This window comes from Cohnella faecalis (assembly GCF_003570905.1).
Classification (GTDB): domain Bacteria; phylum Bacillota; class Bacilli; order Paenibacillales; family Paenibacillaceae; genus Cohnella; species Cohnella faecalis.
In genome coordinates this window covers 47424-73755 of the sequence record NZ_QXJM01000052.1, presented here as the reverse complement: position 1 = coordinate 73755, position 26332 = coordinate 47424, and the positions used below count along the sequence as shown (strand labels likewise).

At 54.9% G+C, this 26332-nt stretch carries 23 protein-coding genes and 2 pseudogenes; 4 read left to right on the top strand and 21 right to left on the bottom strand.

Annotated elements, in window-relative coordinates:
* Positions 1-201: 201 nt before the first annotated feature.
* The 9 genes and pseudogenes from D3H35_RS27965 to D3H35_RS27925 all read right to left on the bottom strand — a co-directional run bounded on the left by D3H35_RS27965 (position 202) and on the right by D3H35_RS27925 (position 9120).
* Positions 202-1137, bottom strand: coding sequence for an ABC transporter permease (locus tag D3H35_RS27965; protein ID WP_119152415.1), 936 nt, complete (start codon positions 1135-1137; stop codon positions 202-204).
* Between the two features lie 27 nt (positions 1138-1164).
* Positions 1165-2244 (bottom strand): ABC transporter permease, encoded by a 1080-nt coding sequence (locus D3H35_RS27960; RefSeq protein WP_119152389.1) that lies wholly within the window; start codon positions 2242-2244, stop codon positions 1165-1167.
* A pseudogene (locus D3H35_RS27955) lies at positions 2237-3771 on the bottom strand (ABC transporter ATP-binding protein). The gene D3H35_RS27960 and the pseudogene D3H35_RS27955 overlap by 8 nt, the downstream one beginning before the upstream one ends.
* Before the next feature lie 21 nt (positions 3772-3792).
* Positions 3793-4848, bottom strand: coding sequence for a BMP family lipoprotein (locus D3H35_RS27950; protein ID WP_119152388.1), 1056 nt, complete (start codon positions 4846-4848; stop codon positions 3793-3795).
* Between the two features lie 54 nt (positions 4849-4902).
* On the bottom strand, positions 4903-5730 hold the full coding sequence (locus tag D3H35_RS27945; RefSeq protein ID WP_119152387.1) for a purine-nucleoside phosphorylase: 828 nt from the start codon (positions 5728-5730) through the stop codon (positions 4903-4905).
* Positions 5731-5760: 30 nt separating this feature from the next.
* Entirely contained in the window at positions 5761-7062 is a 1302-nt protein-coding gene (locus D3H35_RS27940; RefSeq protein WP_119152386.1) for a pyrimidine-nucleoside phosphorylase, read from the bottom strand.
* A 51-nt stretch (positions 7063-7113) separates the two neighbouring features.
* Positions 7114-7785: a deoxyribose-phosphate aldolase gene (gene deoC, locus D3H35_RS27935; protein WP_119152385.1), complete on the bottom strand. Its 672-nt coding sequence runs from the start codon at positions 7783-7785 to the stop codon at positions 7114-7116.
* A pseudogene (locus D3H35_RS27930) lies at positions 7782-8746 on the bottom strand (sugar-binding transcriptional regulator). The gene deoC and the pseudogene D3H35_RS27930 overlap by 4 nt, the downstream one beginning before the upstream one ends.
* Before the next feature lie 161 nt (positions 8747-8907).
* Entirely contained in the window at positions 8908-9120 is a 213-nt protein-coding gene (locus D3H35_RS27925; protein ID WP_119152384.1) for a DUF3906 family protein, read from the bottom strand.
* Between the two features lie 78 nt (positions 9121-9198).
* Between D3H35_RS27925 and D3H35_RS27920 the strand changes: the two genes are divergently transcribed.
* A complete protein-coding gene (locus D3H35_RS27920) occupies positions 9199-9663 on the top strand; it encodes a peroxiredoxin (protein ID WP_119152383.1) in 465 nt (154 codons plus the stop codon).
* 64 nt (positions 9664-9727) lie between these two features.
* Here D3H35_RS27920 and pfkA read toward each other — a convergent pair whose 3' ends face one another.
* Genes pfkA through D3H35_RS27905 form a run of 3 tightly spaced genes read right to left on the bottom strand, consistent with a single transcriptional unit; the run spans position 9728 to position 12197 of the window.
* Positions 9728-10696, bottom strand: coding sequence for a 6-phosphofructokinase (gene pfkA, locus D3H35_RS27915; protein ID WP_119152382.1), 969 nt, complete (start codon positions 10694-10696; stop codon positions 9728-9730).
* A 40-nt stretch (positions 10697-10736) separates the two neighbouring features.
* The gene (locus D3H35_RS27910; protein WP_119152381.1) at positions 10737-11813 is read right to left on the bottom strand and encodes a tetraprenyl-beta-curcumene synthase family protein; all 1077 of its coding nucleotides are present in this window, start codon (positions 11811-11813) and stop codon (positions 10737-10739) included.
* 24 nt (positions 11814-11837) lie between these two features.
* Complete coding sequence (locus D3H35_RS27905) at positions 11838-12197, bottom strand: hypothetical protein (protein WP_233568203.1); 360 nt, start codon at positions 12195-12197, stop codon at positions 11838-11840.
* A gap of 176 nt (positions 12198-12373) precedes the next feature.
* On the opposite strand from D3H35_RS27905, the gene D3H35_RS27900 reads away from it, so the two are divergent.
* Positions 12374-13705, top strand: a complete 1332-nt coding sequence (locus D3H35_RS27900; protein ID WP_119152380.1) for a multi antimicrobial extrusion protein MatE — start codon at positions 12374-12376, stop codon at positions 13703-13705.
* Complete coding sequence (locus D3H35_RS27895) at positions 13702-14874, top strand: MFS transporter (protein WP_119152379.1); 1173 nt, start codon at positions 13702-13704, stop codon at positions 14872-14874. Before D3H35_RS27900 ends, D3H35_RS27895 begins: the two co-directional genes overlap by 4 nt.
* 349 nt (positions 14875-15223) lie before the next feature.
* Here the strand turns inward: D3H35_RS27895 and D3H35_RS27890 are convergent, their stop codons facing one another.
* The 9 genes from D3H35_RS27890 to hisS all read right to left on the bottom strand — a co-directional run bounded on the left by D3H35_RS27890 (position 15224) and on the right by hisS (position 24616).
* Positions 15224-16564, bottom strand: coding sequence for a hemolysin family protein (locus tag D3H35_RS27890; protein WP_119152378.1), 1341 nt, complete (start codon positions 16562-16564; stop codon positions 15224-15226).
* A 240-nt stretch (positions 16565-16804) separates the two neighbouring features.
* Positions 16805-18112, bottom strand: coding sequence for a replication-associated recombination protein A (locus D3H35_RS27885; RefSeq protein WP_119152377.1), 1308 nt, complete (start codon positions 18110-18112; stop codon positions 16805-16807).
* Between the two features lie 56 nt (positions 18113-18168).
* Positions 18169-19224, bottom strand: a complete 1056-nt coding sequence (locus D3H35_RS27880) for a CotH kinase family protein (RefSeq protein WP_119152376.1) — start codon at positions 19222-19224, stop codon at positions 18169-18171.
* Between the two features lie 54 nt (positions 19225-19278).
* Positions 19279-19410, bottom strand: coding sequence for a hypothetical protein (locus tag D3H35_RS33805; protein ID WP_267901469.1), 132 nt, complete (start codon positions 19408-19410; stop codon positions 19279-19281).
* Positions 19386-19895 (bottom strand): hypothetical protein, encoded by a 510-nt coding sequence (locus D3H35_RS27875; protein WP_119152375.1) that lies wholly within the window; start codon positions 19893-19895, stop codon positions 19386-19388. Before D3H35_RS27875 ends, D3H35_RS33805 begins: the two co-directional genes overlap by 25 nt.
* A gap of 148 nt (positions 19896-20043) precedes the next feature.
* Entirely contained in the window at positions 20044-20700 is a 657-nt protein-coding gene (locus D3H35_RS27870; RefSeq protein ID WP_119152374.1) for a YdeI/OmpD-associated family protein, read from the bottom strand.
* Between the two features lie 5 nt (positions 20701-20705).
* Positions 20706-21455, bottom strand: a complete 750-nt coding sequence (locus D3H35_RS27865; RefSeq protein WP_119152373.1) for a tRNA threonylcarbamoyladenosine dehydratase — start codon at positions 21453-21455, stop codon at positions 20706-20708.
* A 27-nt stretch (positions 21456-21482) separates the two neighbouring features.
* Positions 21483-23330, bottom strand: coding sequence for an aspartate--tRNA ligase (aspS, locus tag D3H35_RS27860; RefSeq protein ID WP_119152372.1), 1848 nt, complete (start codon positions 23328-23330; stop codon positions 21483-21485).
* Positions 23327-24616, bottom strand: a complete 1290-nt coding sequence (hisS, locus tag D3H35_RS27855) for a histidine--tRNA ligase (protein ID WP_119152371.1) — start codon at positions 24614-24616, stop codon at positions 23327-23329. The genes aspS and hisS overlap by 4 nt, the downstream gene beginning before the upstream one ends.
* Positions 24617-25294: 678 nt before the next feature.
* Between hisS and D3H35_RS27840 the strand changes: the two genes are divergently transcribed.
* A complete protein-coding gene (locus D3H35_RS27840) occupies positions 25295-26323 on the top strand; it encodes a sugar phosphate nucleotidyltransferase (RefSeq protein WP_119152369.1) in 1029 nt (342 codons plus the stop codon).
* Positions 26324-26332: the final 9 nt, after the last annotated feature.

The window sequence follows — 26332 nt, the reverse complement described above, 5'->3', positions numbered from 1 at the left end:
GTCTGGTTCGCAATCCTGAACAAAGGGGATAATGAGACGAAAACGACAAATTGACACATAAGCTTGCCAACCTGAGCGAAAGGGATAATGAGACGAAGTTAGCAAATTGAAACAGCCCAGAGAGATCCTGAGCAGAGGGGATAATGGGACGATTAATAAAAAACCGCCCCACTCCAACAATCGAGAGGGCGGTTAGAAAAGCTAGCGTTTTCCTTGTAAATAAGGCTCTCCCAACGCGCCAGGAGCCTTTGCTCTTCCTACAGCGCCTACCAGAACGAGAATGGTCAGAACGTAAGGAAGCATGTAAATGAACTCGGAAGGAATGGAGTTCGAGAATCCGAACAGCTGAATAAAGTTATTGAGCGCTTGAGCGAAGCCGAAGAACAGAGCGGCTCCGAGAGCACCCAGAGGATTCCATTTTCCGAATATTACCGCAGCTAGCGCGATAAAGCCTTGGCCGGATATCGTGTTGTGAGAGAAGCTGCTTGTCGTCGTAAGCGCTATTGTGGCGCCGCCTATTCCGCCCAATGCGCCGCTCATCAGAACGGCGATGTACCGGAGTCGCAAAACCTTGATACCAACGGTATCCGCAGCGCTAGGATGCTCTCCGACTGAGCGAATGCGCAATCCGAACGGGGTTTTGAACAATAAATAGTAAATGACTCCAACTAAAATCAGCGCCAAATAGGTTGTCGGGTAACCGACGAACAAAGCTTTGCCCAATACGGGAATATCGGACAGCAAAGGAATATTCCATTTGTAGAACCGTTCCTTAACCATCGGAGATTGACCGGCACCTTCGAATAACAGCTTCGTCAAGTACAAGGTCGAGCCCGCTGCAACGAAGTTGATAACGATGCCGCTTACGACTTGATCGGCTCGGAACGTAATGGTAGCCACAGCGTGAAGCAGGGCGAACAGAACGCCAAAGAGCATTCCTGCAATAAGGCCGATCCAGGGCGAAGCTTTGCCAAAGCCGGCGTCTTGGGAGTAATACGCCGTGACGGCTGAAGCGAAAGCGCCTGCCACCATAAGCCCTTCCAAGCCAATGTTGACGATTCCGGCACGCTCGGACATTATACCGCCTAAAGCGGTAAATATCAGAGCCGTCGAAAAGACGAGGGTAATATTCACCATATTGGCGATATCGTTCAAAAATTCCACTTAGACCACCTCGCCTTTCGACTTCTTGCCCGCGACGAGACGAATCATCCATCGAATGATGCCCGGAGCCGCGATGAAGAAGATGATCGATCCGATAACGATGCGGATAATCTCGGGCGGTACGTCCGCACCGAAGCTCATGCCGGCCGAGCCGTAAGAGAGTGCGCCGAACAACGATGCTCCGAGCAATACTCCGATAGGCGTATTTCCTCCGATTAAGGCAACGGCAATCCCATCGAACCCATATCCCGGCATAGCCGCTGAAATAGCCTGGTATTTGAATACCCCAAGAATTTGAAAGGCTCCCGCCAGCCCGGAAAAAGCTCCCGAAATAAACATGGCCTTGACGATGCCCCGGTTGACGTTAACTCCAGCATACAATGCCGCATGCGGATTGCGTCCCACCATTCGCAGCTCGAAGCCTTGTTTCGTACGCCACAAGATGACATAAAAGACGCACACCGCAAGCAGAGATACAAGCATCCCCCAATGCATACGGGCGTTGCCCATCCATTCCGTTAGCCAATCGATGCTGACCGAAGCGGAATCGTGTATTTTGAAGGAGCGGGCTTGACCTTTTTCCTTCAGAAAAGCATTGACGATGTAGTTGGCAAGATGGAGCGCGATCCAATTCAGCATGATCGTTGTGATGACTTCGTTGACTCCTCTGGCCGCCTTGAGGTAGCCGGCGATCATTCCCCAGAAACCGCCCGCCAATGCGCCAATTACGACAGCCAGAGGGGCATGGATGAACCATGGCATAAAATCGATTTTAACTCCGATGAACGTCGCTGCCGTCATGCCGACGATAAACTGTCCTTCTGCGCCGATATTGAATAAACCGGTACGAAAGGCAAAAGCAATCGACAGCCCCGTCAATATTAGAGGAGCAATCGTGCGAAGCGTTTCTCCAAAGTCGGATGCTTTACCGAAAACCTTGTCGAACAACGAGGTATACGCAAGTATCGGATCGTATCCGCCAATCAACATAATGACGGCGCCGAAAAGAAGGCCCAGCAGGATGGCGATCAGGGGAACGATGGCGCTGTCTTTTGTGAAAGCTTGGACGAATTTATTCACCGGCCGCACCTCCCGTTTCTTGACCTGCCATCATGCAGCCCAATTCTTGGTCGCTTGTATGCTCCGGCAGCACTTCTCCAACGATCCGGCCTTCGTACAAAACGATAATTCGATCGGACAACTGCAAAATTTCATCCAGCTCGTACGAGACAAGAATGACGGCTTTGCCCATGTTCCTCTGCTCCACTAGCCGCTTATGGATAAACTCGATAGCGCCGACGTCCAGCCCCGCGTTGGTTGCGCGGCGATGAGAACCTCGGGGTTTTTGTCTATTTCCCGAGCAATAATCGCCTTCTGCTGATTACCTCCGGATAGCGCTCTAGCTTCGGTAAAAATGGTTGGCGTCCGAACGTCAAACTCGGCAATAAGCCGTTCCGCATGCTTGTCAATCGCTTCGAAGTTCAGAAACCCTCGCTTAGCGAACGGCTCCTTGTAGTATGTTTCGAGCACCATATTTTCCCGAACGGCGAAGTCCAAGACCAGTCCGTGCTTGTGACGATCCTCCGGGATAAGGGATAACCCAGCTTCCGAAATACGGCGCGGCGAAGCTCCTGCCAATGGCTGCCCGCTGAGCGCGATCGTTCCGCTGTGGACAGGCCGCAGTCCGGTTAACGCTTCGATCAGCTCGCTTTGTCCGTTTCCTTCAACGCCTGCAATACCGAGTATTTCTCCCCGTCGCACTTGGAACGACAGCTCGTTCAACGCTTTTATTCCTTGACGGCCCTTGACCACAAGATCTTTAACGTCCAGAATCGTATCACCCGATTCTGACTTCTTTTTGTCCAGCTTAAGCGACACTTCCCGACCGACCATTTTCTCGGCAAGCTCCTTCGGGTTCGTGCCCGCGATAGGAAGACTATCGATGACTTTGCCGCGGCGAATGATCGTGACCGAATCGGCGATTGCCATGATTTCCTTTAATTTGTGAGTAATAAGAATGATGGATTTGCCTTGTGCGACAAGGCTGCGCATTATTCCGAGCAATTCCTCGATCTCTTGCGGAGTCAAAACGGCGGTCGGCTCGTCGAAAATCAAAATGTCCGCGCCGCGGTAAAGCGTCTTCAAAATTTCTACCCGTTGCTGCATGCCGACGGATATTTCGTCGATTGTTGCGTCCGGATCGACGTTCAAGCCATATTGCTTGGATAGCTTTTCGACCTGTTCGCGAGCTTTTTTATAATGAATCGCCAAACCTTTTTTCGGCTCGGTACCAAGCACTATGTTCTCCGTGACGGTAAAAGGGTGCACCAGCTTAAAATGCTGGTGCACCATTCCGATCCCGAGTTCGATGGCTTTGTTCGGGCCGTCGATGACGGCCCGTTCTCCATTAATGAGGATTTCTCCTTCATCAGGCTGGTACAGTCCGAACAAAATGTTCATCAACGTCGATTTGCCGGCGCCGTTCTCGCCGAGCAGGGCATGAATTTCGCCCTTGCCCAGCTTGAAGCTGACGTTGTCGTTAGCGACGATGCCGGGAAAACGCTTCGTAATCTCGCGCATTTCTACGACTGTTTTCGCCTTATCCATACGAACACCCTTTTAGCAAATTTATTCTGCAGGAACCTTGATTTCGCCGCTGATGATTTTTGCTTTGTATTCTTCCACTTTTTTGAGAATGTCTTCGGGAACGTTCTTCTTGGACGTCTCAGGCAAGCCTACGCCCTCTTCCTTCAGTCCAAGCGTCGTTACTTTGCCGCCGTTGAACGTACCGGCCAGAAGATCCTTGGACACGGAAAGAACCGCTTGGTCGACGCGCTTCATCATGGAAGTCAAGGTGATATCGTCGCCGAACGTCAAAGACTGGTCTTTGTCTACTCCGATAACCCATACTTTTTTGCCGTTGTTGAACCGTTCTTGCGCTTCGTTGAATACGCCGTCGCCCGTTCCGCCGGAAGCGTGGAAAATGATATCAGCGCCGTCGTTGTAGATCGTAGCAGCTGCCGCTTTGCCTAGATCCGCTTTGTCGAAAGCGCCGGTGTAGTTGACGGTAACCTCGGCTTTCGGATTTACTTCTTTTACACCTGCCAGGAATCCTTTTTCAAACCGCTTGATAACCGGAATGTCGATACCGCCGATGAAGCCGATTTTGTTCGTCTTCGTCATCAAGCCGGCCACGACTCCGACAAGATAAGAGCCTTCATTCTCGGCGAACAAAACGGACTCGACGTTCGGAGCTTTCACTTCGTTGTCGATAATAGCCAGCTTGGCGTCAGGGTTCTGCTCAGCTGCTTGTTTGACTGCGTCTCCCATGAGGAAGCCAATCCCCCAAGTGAGATCGTAGCCTTCGCCGAGAAATTGGTTGAGGTTCGTCAAATAGTTTGCGTCTTCCTTGCTCTCCAAATACTTCGTCTCTGCACCGGTCGTCGACGTCAGCTCCTTCAGGCCTTCCCATGCGCTTTGATTGAACGACTTGTCGTTAACGCCGCCTACGTCGGTAACCATCGCGAATTTTTTGCCTGCGCCGCTTCCGTCTGAAGTCGCGCTCGAGCTTGCGCTCGGACTGGCCGCGCCTTCATTGTTCGGATCTTCTTTCTTCCCGCAGCCCGAAAGCACCAGCGTTGCCGCGAGCGCGATGCCCGTGAACAGCTTGACCGATTTTTTCATGTTGGTTTCCTCCTGAAATATGTGAATTTTTAGAGCAACAAGGTCGCGCTTGCTTTAGAGCTTGCGAACGATTTCCTGAACGAGCCGCGTAAACCGGGGCTTCGTTCGGTTCGCAACCTCCATAACCTGTTCGTGCGTAAGCGGCTCGAGATGCTCGCCGATGGCCATATCGGTTACGCAGGAGATTCCGATAACCTTCATGCTCATGTGACTGGCGACGATCACTTCGGGAACGGTGGACATCCCTATCGCATCGCCCCCAAGCTGGCGAAGCATCGTGAGCTCGGCAGGAGTCATGTAGCTAGGCCCCGTAATACCTGCATAGACGCCTTCCTGCACGGGAATATCAAGCTCCCGCGCCGTCTCGCGCACCAACGCGACCAACTCAGGAGAATACGCGCGGCTCATGTCAGGAAAACGAGGACCGACCGACGGCTCGTTCGGTCCGATAAGCGGATTCGAACCCGTCATGTTCAGATGATCCTTAATGATCATCAGATCGCCGGGCGAAAATGCAGGATTCATGCCTCCGCATGCGTTCGTTACGATTAAATGCGAAATGCCAAGAGCCTTCATTACCCTAACGGGAAACGTAACCTCCTGCATCGTGTAGCCTTCGTAAAAGTGGAACCTTCCTTGCATCGCCGCAACCGTCTTGCCATTCAGCTTCCCTATGACGAGTTTGCCCGCATGACCTTCAACCGTCGATACGGGAAAATGCGGGATATCCTCGTATTTGACGGATAATGCATCTTCCAAACGGTCCGCCAAATCCCCCAGCCCGGAGCCAAGAATCAAACCGATTTCCGGGCGATCCGCCCTGGCAAGGCGCGCTTCGATAACAGCTTTCGCTTCCTCTATCTGATCAAGCAATCGACCCATCGTGAACCCCCCATGTGCGTATTCCGGTTCTTAGCCTATGACTTCGTAAATCAACGGAGGCCGTTCAACCTGTCCCGGCTGGATAGCGATCGATTCATAAATCAAGTCCAATACCTCGGCGGCTTGTTCGGTACTCGAATGGATCGTCGCAACCGACTCTCCTTCGGCGACCGCGTCTCCGATTTTTTTGCGCAGTACGATGCCGACCGCCAAATCGATAGATGCTTCCTTAGTCGCCCTTCCCGCTCCCAGCTTCATCGCCGCAAGGCCGATCCGTTCTGCCGCGATCGCGGACACGAACCCTTCCTTGCGCGCCGGAACGTCAATGAGGTATGGAGCCGCAGACAGCCTGTGCGGTTCGTCGACGACCGTGGCGTCCCCGCCCTGAGCGGCCAAAAATTGCTTGAATTTCTCCAAAGCCCTGCCGCTCTTGACCGAATGCTCAAGCATTGCCCGAGCCTCGACCAACTCGCTCGCCTTCCCGGCCAGCACGACCATATGGCTTCCGAGCGTCAAGCTCAGCTCGTACAAATCTTCGGGACCTTCGCCCTTCAGCGTGTCAATCGCTTCCTTCACTTCCAAAGCGTTGCCGATCGCGAAGCCAAGCGGCTGGTTCATATCGGAGATCACCGCGATCGTCCTCCGGCCCACGCGGTTACCGATGTCTACCATGCACGCCGCCAAATCCTTCGTCTCGCTCATTTGTTTCATGAACGCGCCGTCGCCTGTCTTCACATCGAGTACGATCGCATCGGCGCCGGAGGCGATCTTCTTGCTCATAATGGAGCTCGCAATGAGCGGAATCGACTCAACCGTTGCCGTCACGTCCCGCAACGCATACAGCTTCTTATCCGCTGGAGTTAGATTGGCGCTTTGTCCGATAATCGCGATACCGTTCCGATTGACCAGCTCATGAAACGAATCGTTCTCGATCTCGACGTGAAATCCCGGTATCGACTCCAGCTTATCGACCGTTCCGCCCGTATGCCCAAGCCCTCGGCCCGACATCTTGGCGACCGGGACGCCGACAGAGGCGACGAGCGGCGCCACGACGAGCGTCGTCGTATCTCCTACGCCCCCCGTGCTGTGCTTGTCCACCTTAATTCCCGCAATGGCGGACAAATCGATCACTTCGCCGGAATTGACCATCGCCAGCGTCAAATCCGCTCTCTCCTGCGACGTCATTCCGTTAAAATAAATCGCCATAGCGAGCGCGGACATCTGATAATCCGGAATCGTACCTGCCGTATAGCCTTGAATCAGAAATTCGATTTCTTCGCGTGTCAATGGCTCCCCATCGCGCTTTTTGGCAATCAGATCGACCGTTCTCACCTTCGTGTCACCCCCGACCTTTTTCCTTTTATCCGTTGAAGCAATCGTCCGTCAATAGCCTTGCCCGGTTCCGCCTGTAACGATAGCAACCGAGGAGCTCGCACCAAGCCGGGTTGCTCCCGCCTGGATCAGCTTGCGCGCCGTCGCCAGATCCCTGACTCCTCCGGAAGCTTTGATGCCCATATCCGGCCCTACAACAGCCCTGATCAAAGCGATATCCTCCACCGTCGCACCGCCCGTGCCGAAGCCCGTCGACGTCTTCACGAAGTCCGCTCCCGCTTCTTTGCTGAGCAGCGATGCGGTCCGTTTCTCCTCGTCTGTCAAGTAGCACGTTTCGATGATTACTTTGACGGCGGCTTTGCCTTCGCTGGCTGCGACGACGGCCCGGATGTCTTTCAAGACCGCATCGCGCTCGCCGGACTTTAGCGCCCCGACATTAAGTACCATATCGATTTCCGTCGCTCCGGCTTCGATCGCGTCCGTCGCTTCGGCGGCTTTGATTTCCGTACGGCTCGCTCCAAGAGGAAACCCGATTACGGTCGTCAGTCCTACTCCGCTGCCTTTCAACGCTTCCGCTGCCGTCGGCACCCAATAAGGATTGACGCACACGGTGGCGAAGCCGTTCCGCTTCGCTTCCTCGCAAACCCGCAAAATATCTTCCTTCGTACTAACTGGACTAAGCAGCGTATGGTCGATCATTTTCGCAATTTGATCCGCGTTCATATTGTCGTACTCTCCCGGTTCTCTGATTTATGAAGCAAATATTTGGCCGTAATCTGATCGGTAACAAGCGTATTCGCATACCGGCCGTTCAAAGCTCCGAATATCGCGTTCACCTTCGAAGCCCCGCCTGCCGCCAATATGGCGTGCTCCTTCTCGCGCAGCTCGCTCAGCTCGATTCCGACCGTTCTTTCATCGAGCGCTCTTAAGCAAATGTCCCCGTTCCGGTCGAAATACCGGAGCAAATATCGCCGACGGCCCGGCTTCGGATAACTTCCAGCTCGTCCTCGCGGATGTAGTTCGAGTTGACCAGCACGGAATCCGGAGTCGGCGCACCCGCTGTGAAGACGGCGATTTTGGCGTTCTTGCCCATGTCCATGACTCGCCGGATGTGACGATCCGTAAGCATTGCCTGCTTGACAAGAATATGATCGACTATTGCGGGCAAATACATGAAATAAGGCGTAACGTGAAAAGCCTGTCCAAAAAGATGGACGATCTCCGACGGGGAAACCCGGATGTCCGCGTCGCTGACCCCGCCGTTAAGCTGGACGACGAACGAGTTTTTGAGCGTCTTCTCCTTCAGATGGAGAGCGACCTGATACATCGTCGATCCCCACGACGCGCCGATCGTGTCGCCGTCCTGCACCAATTCGTGCAAATAGCCGGCTGCGGCTTGTCCAATGTACTTCTTGACGATATCGTCATCGTAAGTAGGCGTATAGGCGATAACAACTTGTTTCAACTGAAATTTCTCTCGAAGAGAATGCTTCAAATGTTCTACGTCTTCGGTCGGATCTTGGATGTCGATACGGACGATGCCCTCCGCCTTCGCCTGCTGCAGAAGACGAGACACCGTCGGTCTGGATACGCCGAGCATTGCGGCGATCTCGTTCTGACTGTAATCAAGCTGGTAATAAAGCTTCGCAGCTTCGATTACTTTCCGGATTTTGTCGGCATCCAACAAAGATCACACGCTTTCAACCATTAATTTTTGAAATTTTGTTCATCTGCTGTGAAATTATGTTCGTCAATATAGTCATTATAAAGGAATTAAGCCTAATTTTCAATCGTGAAACAGGGCTCCAGCCGCATAAGACCGCGGAAAATCGACCTCATGCATCCTCAGAACGAAGTTCCGCATTCAATGACGTATGCCGCCCCTTTGTTGGCGCGCCTTTTTTCCACAAGCGCTATTTCGACGATATCCGGGGTGCCTATATAGTGCTTCGATAGGTGGTCCTCCACGCTGTCCATCACCTCTTGGTCGGAATCCCCCATAATAATCATCACGATTTGTCGATCGGACAAGCTAACCTCTAATTTATACAAGAACATCTTCGTCCACTCCTTCGATATTAGTTTTGCGCGTTTCTTCCAATTCCGATACAATCGGATAAAGGAGGGGATTGCGTTATGTTAGCGGTTGGAGACATTGCTCCGGTATTCGCGGCGGAGAGCACGAAGGGCCGGATCCAATTGAAGCATTTGATCGAGCAAGGACCCGTCGTCCTCATTTTTTATCCGAAAGACTTCACTCCCGGCTGTACGAAGCAGCTATGCGCGGTACGCGATTCGAGCCGCGAATACAAGGAACTCGGAGCAACCGTCATCGGCGTCAATTCCGGCTCGCTCGATGAGCATCAGGCATTCGCCGACCTCCACGGCTACGATTTCCCGATCGTTTTCGACGAGAACGAACGCATTCGCAAAGCGTATGGAGTAGGAAAGTTTCTCGGGCTGTTCCTTCAGCAGCGAACCGTGTTCATCGTCGGCTCGGATGGAATAATCGCCTACGCGGAAAAGGGGCTCCGCCCTACGTCCGAAGTCGTAGGCGTGCTGACCCGGTTCATTCCGCCGCCGATCGACTACCATATTTGACGAAGTCTTTAAAAAAACCTTATGCGGAGCCGTTGTCCGCATAAGGCTTTTTTGGGTTCCGCGATTATTGAGACAATCTCAGAGCAAGCTCGTACATTTCGAGGTTGAACTGCTTCTTCGTATTAACCACTTTGTCGATGTCGGTCGCCACGAACTCGCCGTTAACGATGCCGATCGCCTTGCCGGAATCGCCTTCGATCAAGCGCTTAACCGCATAGTCGCCAAGTCGGCTGGCCAAAATCCGGTCGTTATGGGTCGGAGCGCCTCCGCGTTGAATATGGCCCAGGACGGTTACGCGCGGCTCGATTCCGCTGTACTCGGTAATTTGCCTTGAGACGTCTTCGCCGCCGCCTGCGCCTTCGGCGACAACTACGATGCCGTGGCGTTTGCCTTTTTGGAAGTTTTCCTTCATTCGCAGCGAAATTTCTTTCACGTCGAACGGAACTTCAGGGACGAGAATCGCTTCCGCACCGCTGGCGAGACCTGCATACAAAGCGATATCTCCGCAATGACGTCCCATAACCTCGACGACGGAGGAACGCTCGTGCGAAGTCATCGTATCGCGAAGCTTGTTGATTGCGTCGACGACGATGCTGACAGCCGTGTCAAAGCCGATCGTGAAATCGGTGAACGGAATATCGTTGTCGATCGTGCCGGGAAGTCCCATCGTCTTGATGCCGAGCTTGCTTAGCTTGTTAGCCCCTTGATAGGAGCCGTCTCCGCCGATAACGACCAGGCCGTCGATGCCTAGCTCGCGAAGAATGTCCGCTCCCCGCTGCTGCCCTTCGGAAGTCATGAAATCCTTGCAGCGGGCCGTCTGCAATATCGTGCCTCCGCGCTGGATAATATCGCCTACGCTGCGCAAATCCATTTGACGCAAATCTCTGTTCAGAAGTCCTTGGTATCCCCGTTGAACTCCGTAAACCTCCAATCCCCGAAACAACGCGCTCCTTACGACCGCGCGAACCGCCGCGTTCATCCCTTGCGAATCCCCGCCGCTCGTCAGTACGGCAATCTTCTTCACTGCGCTCATCTTACCGATTCCTCCTCGTTATGTTAAGCCTATCTCGTTGCTACATGGCTTTGCGAATCCAATGGCTGTTCAGCCAGAAGAAAAGCCTGGTCCATGGGCTTCCCCGCATGAGCACACGCGCCGTTTCCCTTACGCTGCGCTGCCCCTTCACCTTCGGATCGGACAAATACAAGGCGATCAATCCTTCGACGATCATCCGATGAAACGAAGAGAACGGCAGCTCGTCGGCGGATTTCCTGGCAGCCTTCACCATTCGGTCCATCCGTTCGTTCAGATCGTCCTGGCCCGCGTAGTAGCTGCAAAAATTCAGGTCTCCGCCCGACTCGTCCTCCGCTTGATCGATCAAGTAATCGAGCAGAATGTGCAAGCCGCAGATCGATGGAAAGTACGCGTCCCGGATCAAGTCCGCTTGCCTTGCATCCAGCTTCTCGTCGCTCGCCGCCAAAAACAGCATGAACATTCCAAGCGTCGAGCCCGTCGCCGCCGCGAATTCATTCCAGCGGAGCTCCGGGTAAGAACCGGCGTGCTTATCCCACCAAGCGAGGAGCTCGTCTTCTCTCTTGGAACGATCGATATGCTTGTAAACCTGAAGATCGCCGTACAGCGAGACCATTACTCTCACATGGCGCTGCACGAGCGAATACGAAGGAAGCGCGGAGACGCAAGTCTGGCACTTGCGGACAAGCGCATGCAAGTAGCCTCCGTCATCCTTCTCGTCCCTGAACGCATAATAATCGCCGAGCGGCGCTTCCGGCGTCACGGCGTCCAGCATGCTTCGGTGAAGCAATCGAAAATCCTCCGGGTCGAGTGAAGTGCTGCGGTCGCACAAATTGTCCAAATAGTCGCTAATGGTCTGCAAAGCCACAATTAGCGGTATAAGGATGTCTCTGCGCTCCAGATTGGCTGCCGCGTATACTCCGCCGCCCTCGCAATGGAACTGCTTGGCGTTCATGCTGTCGAGCGCCTGCTTGCGCAGCTCCGCATCCGGAATCGTTTCCGCCACTTTCCGCCATGAAGCCAGCTCGCTCCTGACTTCCGGCAAAATATACTTGTAGACCCTTTTCATTAGCGAGACCGGCCCGCGTGGGGATCGTCCCGCTAGCAAGCTATGGTTCATGCTGCAAAATCCTCCAACCCGGGTTTAGCTATGGCGCTTCGCGTCTTCGTCCAAATCCTGCTGAGTCCGAAACCAGATGTGCAAATCGTTGATCCGGCTGGCCAGATCGGCGATATCGCCGTTCACGCGGCACGACGCCTCGAAATCGTCTTCATTGAACAACCGCTCCTGCAGCGCCTTGATCCTCTCCTCGAACCGCTTCACATGATCCGGAATCGTTCCTCGGATCGTTTCCCATTTCGTGAGTATCCGCGCTTGCCGCTCGCGGCTCATCTCTTCCCAATCCTGCGAAAATAGAGGAAGCTCGATGCCGAGCCTGTCGCTCCGGCGGAACTGAAGCGCCAGCCAGCTTTCGCTGCCGTTGTCTCCAATCGTTCGTTCCATCCGTCTCTCCCATTCCAGACTATCAAAATACGTCATCCTTTAATTTATCATTTCAATCCTATGAAATCCAGCTTAAATGTATGCCAATCCAGCCTCGAAACCGGTCGAATCTGCTATAATACCATAAACAACATGTCGCTTGGCGCAAGCACCAGACTTATGAAGGAGTTCGCCCGATGCCCACATCACAAGAGCCCGTCACGCTAAAAAAATTGTTCCTGTTCTTCATCCCGATGGGATTGTCCGTCGTCCTGATCAACCTCTCCCACGTTATTATTAACGGGACTCTCGCGAGATCGGCCAATCCGGAGATGATCATTGCAGGTTACGCTCTCGGAATGAGCCTGCTGACCGTCTCCGAAAGACCGGCGGTTCTGCTCAGGCAAACCTGCTCCGCTCTCGTCAGGGATCAGTTGTCTTACAAAGCCGTACTGCATATCGGCTACTACGTATTCGGCGCCTCCCTCGTCCTCGGCGCGCTAATCGCCTACAGTCCGCTCGGACACCTTATCTTTGGAATCGCATACGGCGCCAGCGCCGACGTCGAGAAGGAAGCGATCGGCGTATTTCGCGTCCTTATGTTTTTGACCGTATTTTCCGGCCTTCGCTGCTTTTTTCAAGGCGTTATTATTTATAAAATGAGAACCCGCTGGCTGACGATCGGAATGATCTTCCGGCTGGCGGGCATGTTTGCGGTATCCCAATATTTCATACAGACGGGTGTTTCGAGCGCGGCGCAAGGGTCGATGATTTTCGTAGTCGGCATGATAATCGAAGCCGCCCTCAGCTGGTGGGAATGCCGCAAGCTCGTTCGCGAAATGCCTAAGGAAGCGCCCGATTGCGAAATCAAGCGTCCGAAGCAAGTGCTTTTCTTCTATAAGCCGCTGCTTTATTCCTCTCTTGTTGTCGTATGGATTATGCCGATCTTGAATACGCTGCTCGGCACGACGAACAAAGCTACGCTTGCCGTCGCTTCTTTTTCGATCGCGTCCAGTCTTATGAACTTGATTCTCGGCTTCTTTACTTATTTTCACCAAATCTCGCTGCTTTTCATCAAGTCCGATCCGGCCCAAGTGCGCAAGTTTACTCTGATGCTAGGCTTCGTTCCCGCTGCGCTGATCATTGCTGTCGGCTTCACTCCGGCAACTCCTTGGCTGCTGGCCCACGTTCTCGGAGTCAAGAACGAACTGCTGGAAGCCAGCGTTCACGCCTTCCGCAGCTTTCTGCCCTTCGTGCTCGTCTTTCCATGGCTGGACACGTTGAACGGCATTGTGATGGCGAATGGCGAGACCAAGCTTATGTTCGCTTCCCAGACGGCAAACGCAGTCGTCACCATTCTGGTCATGATTGTCCTGGCTATTCTGCTGCCCTCATGGAACGGCTCCTTGGGCTCTCACGCGCTCTCCGGGGGCATTATAGCCGAATTGTCCGTTCTGTTCTGGCTATACCGCCGCAATTTAAAGCATAAATTAACCGTTCCACCATCGATGCGGGAGCTGCAGCTATGAAAGACAACATGAATCTTCGCGCCCAGCTATGGATATTAAGAAGCCTTCAATTTGCCAGCTTCGCGACCATGGCGCTAGTCGTCGCATTCTTCCCCCTGTACTTCGACAGCCTCGGGTTCTCGAAGCAGCAGATCGGGGCGATTTACTCGATCGGACCAGTCTTGTCGATTTTCTCCAATCTTCTGGCCGGCTTCGTCAGCGACAAAACAAAAAACGTCCGCCGAGTGCTGAACCTGCTGTTTGTCGGCCAAATTCTCGCGCTTGCCCTGCTGCTTCCCCAGAAGGAATTCGGCCTCGTCGCGGGCGTTATGGCGCTGTTCTATTTGTTTCAGACACCTGTCAATTCGATGCTGGACAGCGTCAGCCTTCTTGCTGCCGAAAGGATGCAAATCAGCTTCCCATCCATTCGGGTATTCGGTTCCCTCGGCTACGCCGTAAGCGCGGTCGCTTTCGGTTACTTGCTCAAAGTAAGCGATTCGACGTTGACGCTCAAGATCGGGCTAGCTACGACTGCATGCGCGCTCCTGTTCTCGATCCTGCTCGGCAATTTTCAGGCTTCCGTCAAAAAGTTCGAGTTCGGCGGATTATGGGCGTTATTTCGGCGGCGGGAGGTTGTTCTGTTTTTTCTGTTTATCGCGTTCGTGTCCATCTCCCATCGGATGAACGAAGGCTTCTTGTCCGTAGCCATGCGCGACAACGGCGCGAGCGACTTCCTGATCGGTACCGCTTCACTCGCCTCGGCCGTTAGCGAAATGCCTATTTTTTTCCTGCTCGCCAAGTACGGACAACGATTCAAGGAGCTTCCTCTGCTCGCCATCGCAAGCATCATGTACGTCGTTCGGCTTAGCCTCCTTAGCTTCGCCGACGAGCCGTGGATGTTCGTCGCGCTCCAAATGATGCATTCGGTTACGTTCGGCATTTTCTATATTACGGCGCTTCGCTATTTGCTTACGCTTGTTCCCGACGAATACCGCTCCTCCGGGCAAGCGCTGTTCACCGTCGTCTGGTCGGGCATCGCCGGCCTTGTCGCCGGCCTGCTCGGCGGCTGGCTGTACGATTCGGCAGGATTGTCCTTCGTTTACCGGATCGGCGCGTGTACCGCCCTCGTCTCTGCTATAGGCTTTCTCTATTCGCACATTTCTCCGTCCCGGAGAGCGGATCGCGGATAACCTTTTAGCGGGACGTGCTACCATTTTTTCGGCGAAATTGGTGTGCGGGCGCTCATTAGTGGGACGTGCTGCCATTCTTTCGACGAAATTGGTGTGCGGGCGCTCATTAGTGGGACGTGCTGCCATTCTTTTGGCGAAATTGGTGTGCGCGCGCTCATCAGTGGGACGTGCTGCCATTCTTTCGACGAAATTGGTGTGCGGGCGCTCATTAGTGGGACGTGCTGCCATTCTTTCGACGAAATTGGTGTGCGGGTGCTCACCAGTGGGACGCACTCCTGTTGATCAACATCAAAAAAGGCCGAGCAGATCAAGGGACTGACCCCTCAACTCTGCTCGACCTTTTTTAACATTAACCGGTTTCCGCTTCCGGCTCCCACTCGGCGTTCGCCTCGCGGGATACGGTTACCCGGGATATTCTCAAATGATCGGTCTCCTCAATCGTGAACCGGTACGACCCGTCCTCCGTATGAACCGATTGGTTCTTCTTCGGCGGAATTTCGATCTGGGAGTAGATCCACCCCCCGATCGTATCGTAGTCGTCGGTCGGGATATCGAGATTAAAGAAGCTGTTCACTTCCTCGATCAGCATCAATCCGTTGATCGAATAAATGCCGTCTTCCTTTTGCTCGATTTCTGGGCGCTCTTCATCGAATTCGTCCTGAATTTCGCCTACGATCTCTTCCATAATATCCTCGAGCGTGACGAGCCCGGAGGTTCCGCCGTATTCGTCTATCAGAATGGCGATCTGTGTCTTCCGCTTCTGCATCAGCTTCAGCAGAGCGCTGATCGGCATGCTCTCCGGCACGGTCGTAATCGGGCGGGTCAACTGCCGGATATCGGTAATGGATCCGTCGGCGACTTTCAGCAAATCCTTAATGTGTACGAAACCGATAATATTGTCTTTGTCTTTCTCGCACACCGGATATCGGGTATGCATCTCGCGCAAGGCAATTTCCTTGTTCTCCTCGTAAGTCAGATTGCCGTAGAGGCACGTCATCTCCGTCCGGGGAATCATAATCTCGCGCGATGTCGTGTCGGAAAAATCGAATATATTGTCCACCAGCGTCATCTCGTTGTTGTCGATCAGGCCGCTCTTGTGGCTTTCCTTCACGAGTATCCGAATTTCTTCCTCCGTATGGGCGGAAGAGGACACTTCCGACGTATCGATGCCGAACGGCCGGAGAAGCAAATTGGCCGTCCCGTTCAACAGCCAGATGAACGGATTCATTAGCTTGCGGAATCCGATCAACGGAATGGCGGTCCACATCGTGACCGACTCCGCCTTGCGAATCGCGAACGACTTCGGAGCGAGCTCGCCGAGTACGATATGCATGACCGTGATGACGGAGAACCCGACTAGAAACGAAACCGGATGAACGTAGGATTCGCCGATATCCAGCCATTCGAACACGGGCTCCAGCATGCGCGAAATGGCAGGCTCGCCAAGCCAGCCGAGCCCGAGAGACGCCAGCGTAATGCCAAGCTGGCAGACCGATAAATAAGCGTCGAGATGATTCGTAATTCTGGAGGCTAACTTCGCTCTTGAGTTGCCTTCCTGCACAAGCGTGTCGATCCGGGTACCGCGTACTTTCACCATGGCGAATTCGGCCGCTACGAAAAAGCCGTTCAAAAACACCAAAAGCACTATCAGGATCAAGTCCACGACTAGCGGAAAGGGGTCACTGTCCAATAAAACCCTATTCCCCGATTCGGAGAATAGGTACACCTCCTTTATAATTAAAAAAATATAATCGTTGGAAAAATGCAATCCGCATAGCTTTTCTATAGCTTAGACGTTTTGCTCGTGCCCGTCAAACCTCGTTTCGCCGCGTAATTCGCCGTAGTACCCATCTCTATTCGTCTGAGCCTGCCCCCTATGCCGATTTTCGGCTCAGAAGGCGCAAAACCGGAAAATAACGACGTTCCGCATTTACCTTTTTCTTCTTCTCGCTTGATTTTGCCTGATTTTATCTTCCGTTCCTTGCTCCGTGGCTTCATAAAACACGGCCCCTTGAAGCTTGTCCGGCAAATAGTTCTGGTCGACGTAATGTCCTGGAAAATCGTGCGGATATTGATAGCCGACATGCCCGAGCTTTGCGGCGCCGCTGTAATGACCGTCCCGAAGATGCAGCGGAACTTCGGCGGACTTCGCCTGGTCGAGCGTGGTCGTGATTCGTCCTATGGCTGTCGCCACCGCATTAGACTTGGGACTCTCCACCGCAAACAAAATGGCTTGGGCCGCGATATATTTGGATTCCGGCCAGCCGATCCGGTGATAAGCTTCCATGGCGCTGACCGCCTGAACCATCGCTTGCGGATTCGCAAGGCCGATATCTTCGCTGCACGCGACCGTCAAGCGGCGAAGGAACGTCATCGGATCCATGCCCAGCTTTTCGACCGCGTACAAAAACCAGAATAGAGCCGCGTCGCTGGAGCCTCTGACACTTTTATGAAAAGCCGACAGCACATCGTACTGGGTCGATTCGTCGGCAATCACGGTCGGCTGTCGGATCGATTCCTCCGCGACCTCTACCGTCACCCGCACCGAGCCGTCGGGCTGCGAAGGAGTCGTGACGGCAGCCAGCTCCAACGCCGTAAGAGCGCGCCGGATGTCGCCGTTCGCCATCGAAGCGATATGGTCCAGCGCCTCCTCGTCAACGGAAAGCTTCATGAAAGCCAACCCTTTGACCGGATCCTCCAACGCCCGGCGCATCGCCGCCAGCGAATGCTCCTTTGTCAGCGGCTGAAGCCGGAACAACGTCGAGCGGGACAGCAACGCCCCGTTGATGGAGTGAAACGGATTCTCCGTCGTCGCCCCGATGAAGACGATAATTCCTTTCTCCACCGCCGGCAGCAGCGCATCCTGACGCGCCGAATTGAAGCGATGCACCTCGTCCAGAAACAGTATCGTTTTGCGGCCGTACATGTTTTTGTTTTTTTCCGCCTGCTCGATCACTTCCCTGACATCCTTCACGGAGGCGTCCACCGCATTAAGCCGGACGAAATCGCCGGAGGTTTGCTTCGATATGATATGAGCGAGCGTCGTCTTGCCGCAGCCCGGAGGGCCGAACAGCAGTATCGAGGTTACCGCATCGTTCTCGATCGCGCGCCGGAGCAGCTTGCCCTGCCCCACGATATGCTCTTGGCCAATATATTCGTCAAGCGTCTCCGGACGCATCCGGTCCGCCAGCAGCCTTCTGCGCGGCTCCGCTTCTTCCCTGTAGCTGAACAAATCCATCTTGCTCCCGCCTTTCCGCTTTCTCTATCATAGCAGATCGGCCAGCCGCTTTTGAATTACAATCGTTCCGCCTCGCGGGCGACAATTGCGCGCCTCTCCCGAATATAGCGCCGGATAACGCTTGCCTCGCCCGAAAATTCAGAGGCGGAATACCGTCTTGCGGCATCCTTGCGAATTTCGGCCGAAACGTTACCGAGCATTCTATCGACGAGCGGCATGAGCCGCAGCTCCGTGAACGGACCGTCCAAAGCTTCCTTGAGAATGCCCGCGTACGCTCGCCGGAACGGACGATGCTCCCATAGCTTGCGCGTCAAGGCATTGTAGCCGGTTACCGATACGAGTCCCGCTTCGACCAGACGGCCATAGCAATTCCGCCCCCACGTACCTTCGTAGTCCCATGGCAAAACTCTCCACTTGCCGGAATTGCGATGCCGATAAATCGCGTAGTTTTGCTCAAAGCCGTCGAAGTTGCCCGTCAGCACCGCCCCGGCAAGCCAACGTAGATAAGCGTCGGTGTCGAGCCTGGAGCGAATGAACGAAGCGAGCTGCCTCCCCGTCCCCCGATGCAAGCCTGCGATGAAGCCGGTCAGCAGCTCCTTACCCTCTAACCCGCCGAAACGATGCTCGTAGCCCGCCAGAAGCGTTCGCTTAGGTTTATCCGTCCCGGGCGCGTTAAGCTCGAAGTCCGCTTTGCTGCTGCTCGCATAAAACAAAGCGGTCGCGCCAATGTTTCGCCTTCGGAAAAACGAGCGGTCGACGCCTTCGATTTCCAAATAAACGCCCAGGCGCTCCCCGTTGCGATAGAGCAGCACATGCTGGGTACGCGGCGCGCTTACGCCAAGCCAAGGAAAGAAGGCGAAGGACAGCGCGTTCCTGATCATCGAAGGATCGTCGTATTCCGCATTATAATGCCAAATGCGACCGTTCCGAACGACCTCGTACGAACGCTTCGGATAATTTCGCGTATGGCCTCCCCTGTAACGAACTCGAATCGGATCCTGACCGGACTCCGTCAGCATATGAGCCGTCGCGAACCGATCGCTCCACACATTTTTCTCCATCGCCGCTACAGTCGAGGCATTCAGTCTCAAATGAACAACCGGCAGTGCCATTCCGTCGTCCGCCTCGCTTCCTTGATCGGCTGTGCCGCGTATCCGTAACGTATGCTATCCGGCAGGCAAGGAAACGGCGATCGTCCCGCAACGAACGCAAAAGAAAGCAGCCTCCGGGATCGAATCGATCGCTCCCTGAAGGCTGCCGTTCGTGCGGCCTTTTACTTGCGGCCTTTGCAGCCGCATTTCTTGCTTGCCGGCTTCGACCGCTTACGCGGAACGGCCAGACGGCCCGCCACATAACCCTGCGTACGATGCTCCGTCTCATAGCCGGCCGTACGATGTCCCGCCGTATGGTGCCCTGCCGTGCGGTGATGTCCTTCCGTGCGATGATGGCCTCCCGTGCGGTGATGGCCTCCCGTGCGATGATGCCCTCCCGTGCGGTGATGGCCTCCCGTATGGTGGCGGCCGGCCGTACGATGATCGACCGGATTAGCCGCGTAGGTATTCTCTCCCTCTCCGGCAGGCCAGCTGCCGCCCAGGTCTCCCAATCCAAGTCCTCCAAAACCGTCGACCCAATCGCCGGTTCCGCCCGCTCCCGGAGGATACACCGTTTCTGCGGGTGAAGTGACGGTATTGCCTTGATACGTGTTATGGCGACGTTTGCGGCGTCTTTTTTTGGGGGGATGATGGCAAGAGCAGCGTTTGGTCGATTGCAGTTTGATGCTCAACAGGGCAACGCCTCCTTTGCGAAGATGATTCAGTCTATGTAGGCGGGTCTTTCGCGGATAGAGACAGGTGCAGGCATCCCTGAAAAAAGGGCGAAAGCCCGCCATGTCCACTAAGGACTTGACGGGCTTTCTGCGATGCATGGGAGAATCAGATCTTGTCGGATGGACGCTTGAGCCCTTGGCTGAGCTTCTCGATCGCTTTTCCGATCCTTGAAGCCCGCGTTTCGGCTTTCTTCGCTTCTACGATCCAGCGGACGTACTCCTTCTTATGGGAAGGCGCAAGCTTCTCGAACAAAGCGGCCTGCTCCGGATGCTTGATCAGCTCGGCCAGCAAATCCTCCGGCGTGTCCAAGACGCCTTCGGAGGCGGATGGCTCCCCGGCGACAGCGGCTTTGCGCTCCGCAGGGGTGACGCGAGGCTTGCCCGATGCCGGACGAAACCGCATGGACGACCACGTCTCGTCCAAGGAAACGAGGGCAACTCCCTCGAAGCCCGCCTCGGCCAGAGGGCCCCAGCCCCGATCGCGGTTGATGTCCGCCTTGATGGCGGAAGTTCCCTTCGGGTAGCACACCCACAGCAAGCCGCCCGGCTTAACCGCTCTTGCGGCGGCGGGCCCGAGCCGTTCCACGTCCCCGGAGCCGTAGGCGAACAGCTGCACGAAATCGTACTCGCCGACTCGCGCTACGTCCAGCCTCGTTTCCTCCGGCGACAAGCCGAGCGAAGCCAAATACCCTTCGGGCGGCTGCACAATCGCGATATGGCCTCCATGCGGCAGCTTCAGCTTTTTGACCAGCGCCTCATCCATCCGAATCAGCTCCCTCGCTCTACCAGCTCTTTGACCGCGACGCTAACCATGATCAGACCGGCGACCGGCGGCACGAACGCATTGCTGGACGGCGGCTGCTGCGCCTTGCGGATGTCCTTCGGAGCGGTATCCGGAACGATCCGCTGAGTGACGTCCTCGCGCGGCTTCATCGGGTCTTCGGTCGAGAAGACGACCTTGACGCCCTTCTTGATGCCTTCCTTGCGAAGCTTTTGCCGAATGACCCGAGCGATAGGATCGACGCTTGTTTTCGAAATATCCGCCACTTGAAAGCGAGTGGGATCCATCTTGTTAGCCGCTCCCATGCTGGAAATAAGCGGAATTCCGCGGCGCAAGCATTCCTTGATCAGATGGATTTTGTACGAAATGGTGTCCGAGGCGTCGAGCACATAATCGAGCGGATACTTGAACAGCTCCTCATACGTCTCCTCGGTATAGAACATCCGAAGCGAAATCGCGTCGCATTCCGGGTTGATCAGCTTGATCCGGTCGCGCATCAGATCCGCCTTCGGCTGGCCGACCGTCGTCGTCAGCGCATGAATCTGCCGGTTGATGTTCGTAATGTCGACGACGTCCTTGTCGATCAAGATCAGCCGGCCGACGCCGGAACGGGCAAGCGCCTCAGCGGCGATGGAGCCGACGCCGCCGATTCCGAGAACGGCGACGGTACTCCCTTTCAACTTCTCAATCCCTTCGGGGCCTATCGCAAGCTCCGTGCGGGAAAATGGATGCAGCATCTTCGCATCGACGCTCCTTTTGGCGTATTAAGACTGCGCCGCGGGTTCGGCGTTCTGCGAATCCTGCGGGGCTCCCTCTTGGGATGCGTTCGGTTTGGTTTGCGCAGCGATCGCCTTGGCCGACAGGCGGATGTGCAGATCGTCAAGCTGACGATCGAAGACCGCCGACGGAGCGTCGCATAGCAAATCCGTCGCGCTCGCGGTTTTCGGGAAAGCGATCGTCTCGCGAAGGTTTGTTCGGCCAGTGAGCAGCATGATCAGACGGTCGAGGCCGAACGCGATGCCTCCGTGCGGAGGCGTACCGTATTCGAACGCGTCCATGAAGTAGCCGAACTGCTTCTTCGCTTCCTCCTGCGTAAAGCCAAGCGCGGAGAACATTTGCTCTTGCACTTCGCGGCGGTAAATACGCATCGAGCCGCCGCCGACCTCGTAGCCGTTAAGCACGATATCGTAAGCTTGCGCGCGAATCGCGCCCGGGTCGGTCGCGAACAGTTCCAAATCCTCGTCGCGCGGACGGGTGAACGGGTGATGTTCGGCAACCCAGCGCTTCGCTTCCTCGTCGTAGCCGAGCAGCGGGAAGTCGACGACCCACAGAAATTTGAACGCGCTGTTGTCGATCAGGCCAAGCTCGCGGCCGACCTTCAAACGCAGGTTGCCCATCACGTCGGCAGCCGTCTTCAGCTTGTCCGCGGAGAAGCAGAGCAAGTCGCCTTCCTCTACTCCGAGCTTCTCGGTCAGTGCCGCGATTTCCTCCGGCTTGAAGAACTTGACGATCGGACCGCGCCATTCGCCTTCCTTGACGGTAATCCAAGCTATTCCTTTGCCGCCGTAACGGGTCGCGAACGGCTGCAGGTCGTCCAGCTCCTTGCGGCTCCAGCTTGCGCAGCCCTTGGCGTTAAGAGCCTTCACGACGCCGCCGGACGAAGCAACGGATGCGAACACTTTCACGTCGCTGTTCTTGACGATATCGGTTACGTCTTCGATTTCGAGTCCGAAACGAAGATCCGGCTTGTCGGAGCCGTATTTATGAATGGCATCGTTGTAAGTGAGACGTTGGAACGGAGTCGGAATTTCGACGCCGATCGTTTCGCGGAACAATCTCGCCATCAAGCTCTCCATCATGGCAAGCAGTTGATCCTGAGTCAGGAACGACGTCTCGATGTCGACCTGCGTGAATTCCGGCTGACGGTCCGCGCGAAGGTCTTCGTCGCGGAAGCAGCGGGCGACTTGGTAGTAACGCTCAAGACCGCCGACCATCAGCAACTGCTTGAACAGCTGCGGCGATTGCGGCAAAGCGAAAAATTCGCCCGGGTGCACGCGGCTCGGTACAAGGTAGTCTCGCGCGCCTTCCGGTGAGCTCTTCGTCAGGATCGGAGTCTCAACGTCGATAAAATCGTTCTCGTCGAGGAAATCGCGGAACACCTTGGTCGCTTTCGAGCGCAAGCGCAGCGTCTTTTGCATTTCCGGACGACGCAAATCCAGATAACGGTATTTCAGGCGAAGCGATTCATCGACTTCGACGCCGTCCTCGATCGGGAACGGAGGCGTCTTCGCGGAGTTGATGATTTCCACCTCGTGCACCTGCAGCTCGATTTCACCGGTGGCGATGTTCGGGTTGTACGTCTCCGGATCGCGTCCGACGACAACGCCTTTGACCGCGAGGACGTATTCGTTGCGGGCGCGGGCGCCGAGATCAAGCGCCTGCCCCGAGAAGGCCGGGTTGAAGACGATTTGCACGATGCCGGTGCGGTCGCGCAAGTCGATGAACAGAATGCCTCCGAAGTCGCGCCAGCCTTGCACCCATCCGTTAAGGACGACGGTTTCCCCGACGTTTTGTTGTCCAAGCGTTCCGCAATCATGGTTTTTGAGCATCATTGGTTGTTGTTCCCCTTTTCATCTTGTATAGAAATGCGAATCGTCCGGGCAAGCTCGGCAATCGGCACGAGCCGCTGCTCTCCCGACGCCGTTTCTTTCAGCGGCTTCAGCGCGACCTCGCCTTTGTCCAGCTCATCGTCTCCGATGACGACCGTGAACGCGGCGCCTGCGCGCTCTGCGGCTTTGAACTGCGTCTTCAGCTTGCGTCCTTGATAATCGCGTTCGACCGCTATGCCCTCCAGCCGAAGCTGCTGCACGATGCCGGTGACCGCCTTCTCCGCCCGTTCGCCGAGCGGAATAACGAACAAATCGACGCCCGCCTCGACATTCGGCTTGACTCCTTGGCTCTCAAGCAGCAGCAGCGTGCGTTCTAGACCGAGTCCAAGACCGACGCCCGGACGGTCGTCTCCGCCGATTTCCGCGACCAGGCCGTTATAACGCCCGCCCCCGCCGATCGTGTCGATCGAGCCAATGCCCTGCGCCTTGTATTCGAAAGCCGTGTGCGTGTAGTAATCGAGCCCGCGCACCATGCGCGGATTGACGAGATAAGGAATATTCGCCGCATCGAGGTGCTCCTTGACCGCTGCGAAATGCCTTTCGCATTCCTCGTCCAGACTGTCCAGAATGGACGGAGCCCCTTCGAACTTCGCCTGGTCGACCTTGCAGTCGAGCACGCGAAGCGGATTGCGGTCCATTCTCGACTGGCAATCTTCGCACAGCTCTCCGCGCATCGGCTCCAGAAATTCGAGCAGCTTCGCGCGGAAGGCCGCTCTTACCTCCGGCGTTCCGACCGAATTGACCTCCACCGTTATTCCAGTCAGTCCAAGCTCGCGGTAGAACGAATAGCCGAGCGCAATCACTTCCGCATCGAGAGCGGGATCGCTCGATCCGATCGCTTCGACCCCGAACTGATGGAACTGGCGGTACCTTCCGGCTTGCGCCCGCTCGTACCGGAACATCGGGCCGATGTAGTACAGCTTGGCAAGATCGGGCTCTCCGTAAAGCTTGTTCTCCACATAAGAACGGACGACGCCCGCCGTCCCTTCGGGACGCAGCGTCATGCTGCGGTCCCCGCGATCCGTGAAGGTGTACATTTCTTTCTCGACGATGTCCGTCGTCTCGCCGACGCCGCGCTTGAATAGCTCGGTCGCTTCGAAAATCGGCGTGCGGATTTCACCGAAGCCGAATCGGCGGCAAACGTCCCGGGCCGTCCGTTCGACGAATTGCCAGGTTCCCGAGCTGCCGGGAAGGACATCCTGCGTACCCCTTGGTTTTTGAAAAGCCATCATCGTTCACCTTCTCTTCCGACAAATAAAAAAGCTCCCGCCCCCAACAAACATCGTCAGGGACGAGAGCGTTAATTCTCCCGCGGTACCACCCGTGTTCGGAAACGGCGCATGACATGCCGACGCGCTTCCGCAGCTTAATCCGGTTAACGCCCGGTATACGCCAATACGCTAATGAGCCGCATTGCGCCGAACGGCGCGCGCGTCCTTTCGCGTCAGGTTCTCGGGGAGGTCGTTCGTCCGATCATCGCCGGAAAGCTTGCAGCCGAAGGCTTTCCTCTCTGGGGGCGTGGAGCCGGAGTACTCTTTCCCGTCATCGAATCAGGGGCAGGATACAATTGCTATCTATTGTACCGATCAACATCCGACAGTGTCAAGCTGCCCGGAATAGGACACAAAATTCGCGACCTTTTTCTCATTCGATTCGTTGTCTAATAAGCCATAATAGATTTTGTAGTATTTTGTCGAATTTTTGTCGAAAATAGCTAATTTGATTCTGTTATTTTGTTCAGATAATGTTCAGATCACGTTGATATATTGATAACTAGTTGTTCGAAATTGTGTTATAGTATTATAGACCTAATTTGTTAATATAGTTCTAATAGCCTATATTTCGACATGATACGCAGCCCTGTTCCGCATTAAAAAGCCGTACTTCGTTGCAAGGGGGGTTACGCGATGAAAATCGTATTGTTATCCGGGGGCGCCGGCAAAAGATTATGGCCCTTGTCCAGTGAAATGTTGCCAAAGCAATTTTTGAAAGTAATTAAAAGTAAATATAACCATTCGATTTCCATGATCCAACGGACTCACGACATCCTCTCCGGCAAATTCGGCACGGACAACGTCTTCGTCGCCGCAGGGCTCCATCATCACTCGATCCTTGCCGAACAATTAGGCGAGGACGCGAATTTGATTCTTGAGCCGTCGCAGCGCGATACGTTCGCCGCAATAGCTGTCGCCTGCTCCTATCTTTCGTCCATTGGCGTGAACCCGGACGAGACGATTGCCGTCCTGCCCGTCGATGCCTACGTGGATCCCGACTTTTACGACAAGCTTGAAGATTTGGACCGATTGATCGGGCAAGACCGCGCCAATCTCGGGCTGATTGGAATCCGGCCCACCTATCCGTCGGAAAAGTTCGGCTACATTATTCCTTTTGCGCCTGCCGGCGATCCCTCTTCCTTCGACGTCAGCCGTTTTCACGAAAAACCGGAAACGGAAACCGCGGCAGAGCTGATCGAGCAGGGAGCTCTATGGAACGGCGGCGTATTTACGTTTCGGCTCCGCTATATGGAAGAAACTCTCAAACGTCTTAACCAACCATGGGATTACACGGAATTAACCGGCTCCTATCATCAGATTCCAAGAATAAGCTTCGACTATATGGTTGTCGAGCCCGAGACCCGCATCGCGTGCATCCGTTACGAGGGCGTATGGACGGATCTCGGATCCTGGACGGAAATGATTCATTTGCTCGACCACGATAACGACAGCAATGTCATCAAGGACGGCAATTGCGACGGCACTTACGTCATTAATCAGCTGCATTTGCCGATTATCGTCGCCGGTATCCCTAACGCCGTAATCGCCGCCGGCCCCGACGGTATACTGATCAGCGACAAAGACTATTCCCATCTGATCAAACCCTTGGTCGATCAAGTCGAATCTCTCAAGTCGAGTATCGGCCGAGCCGAGAACGGTTAATATCCCAAA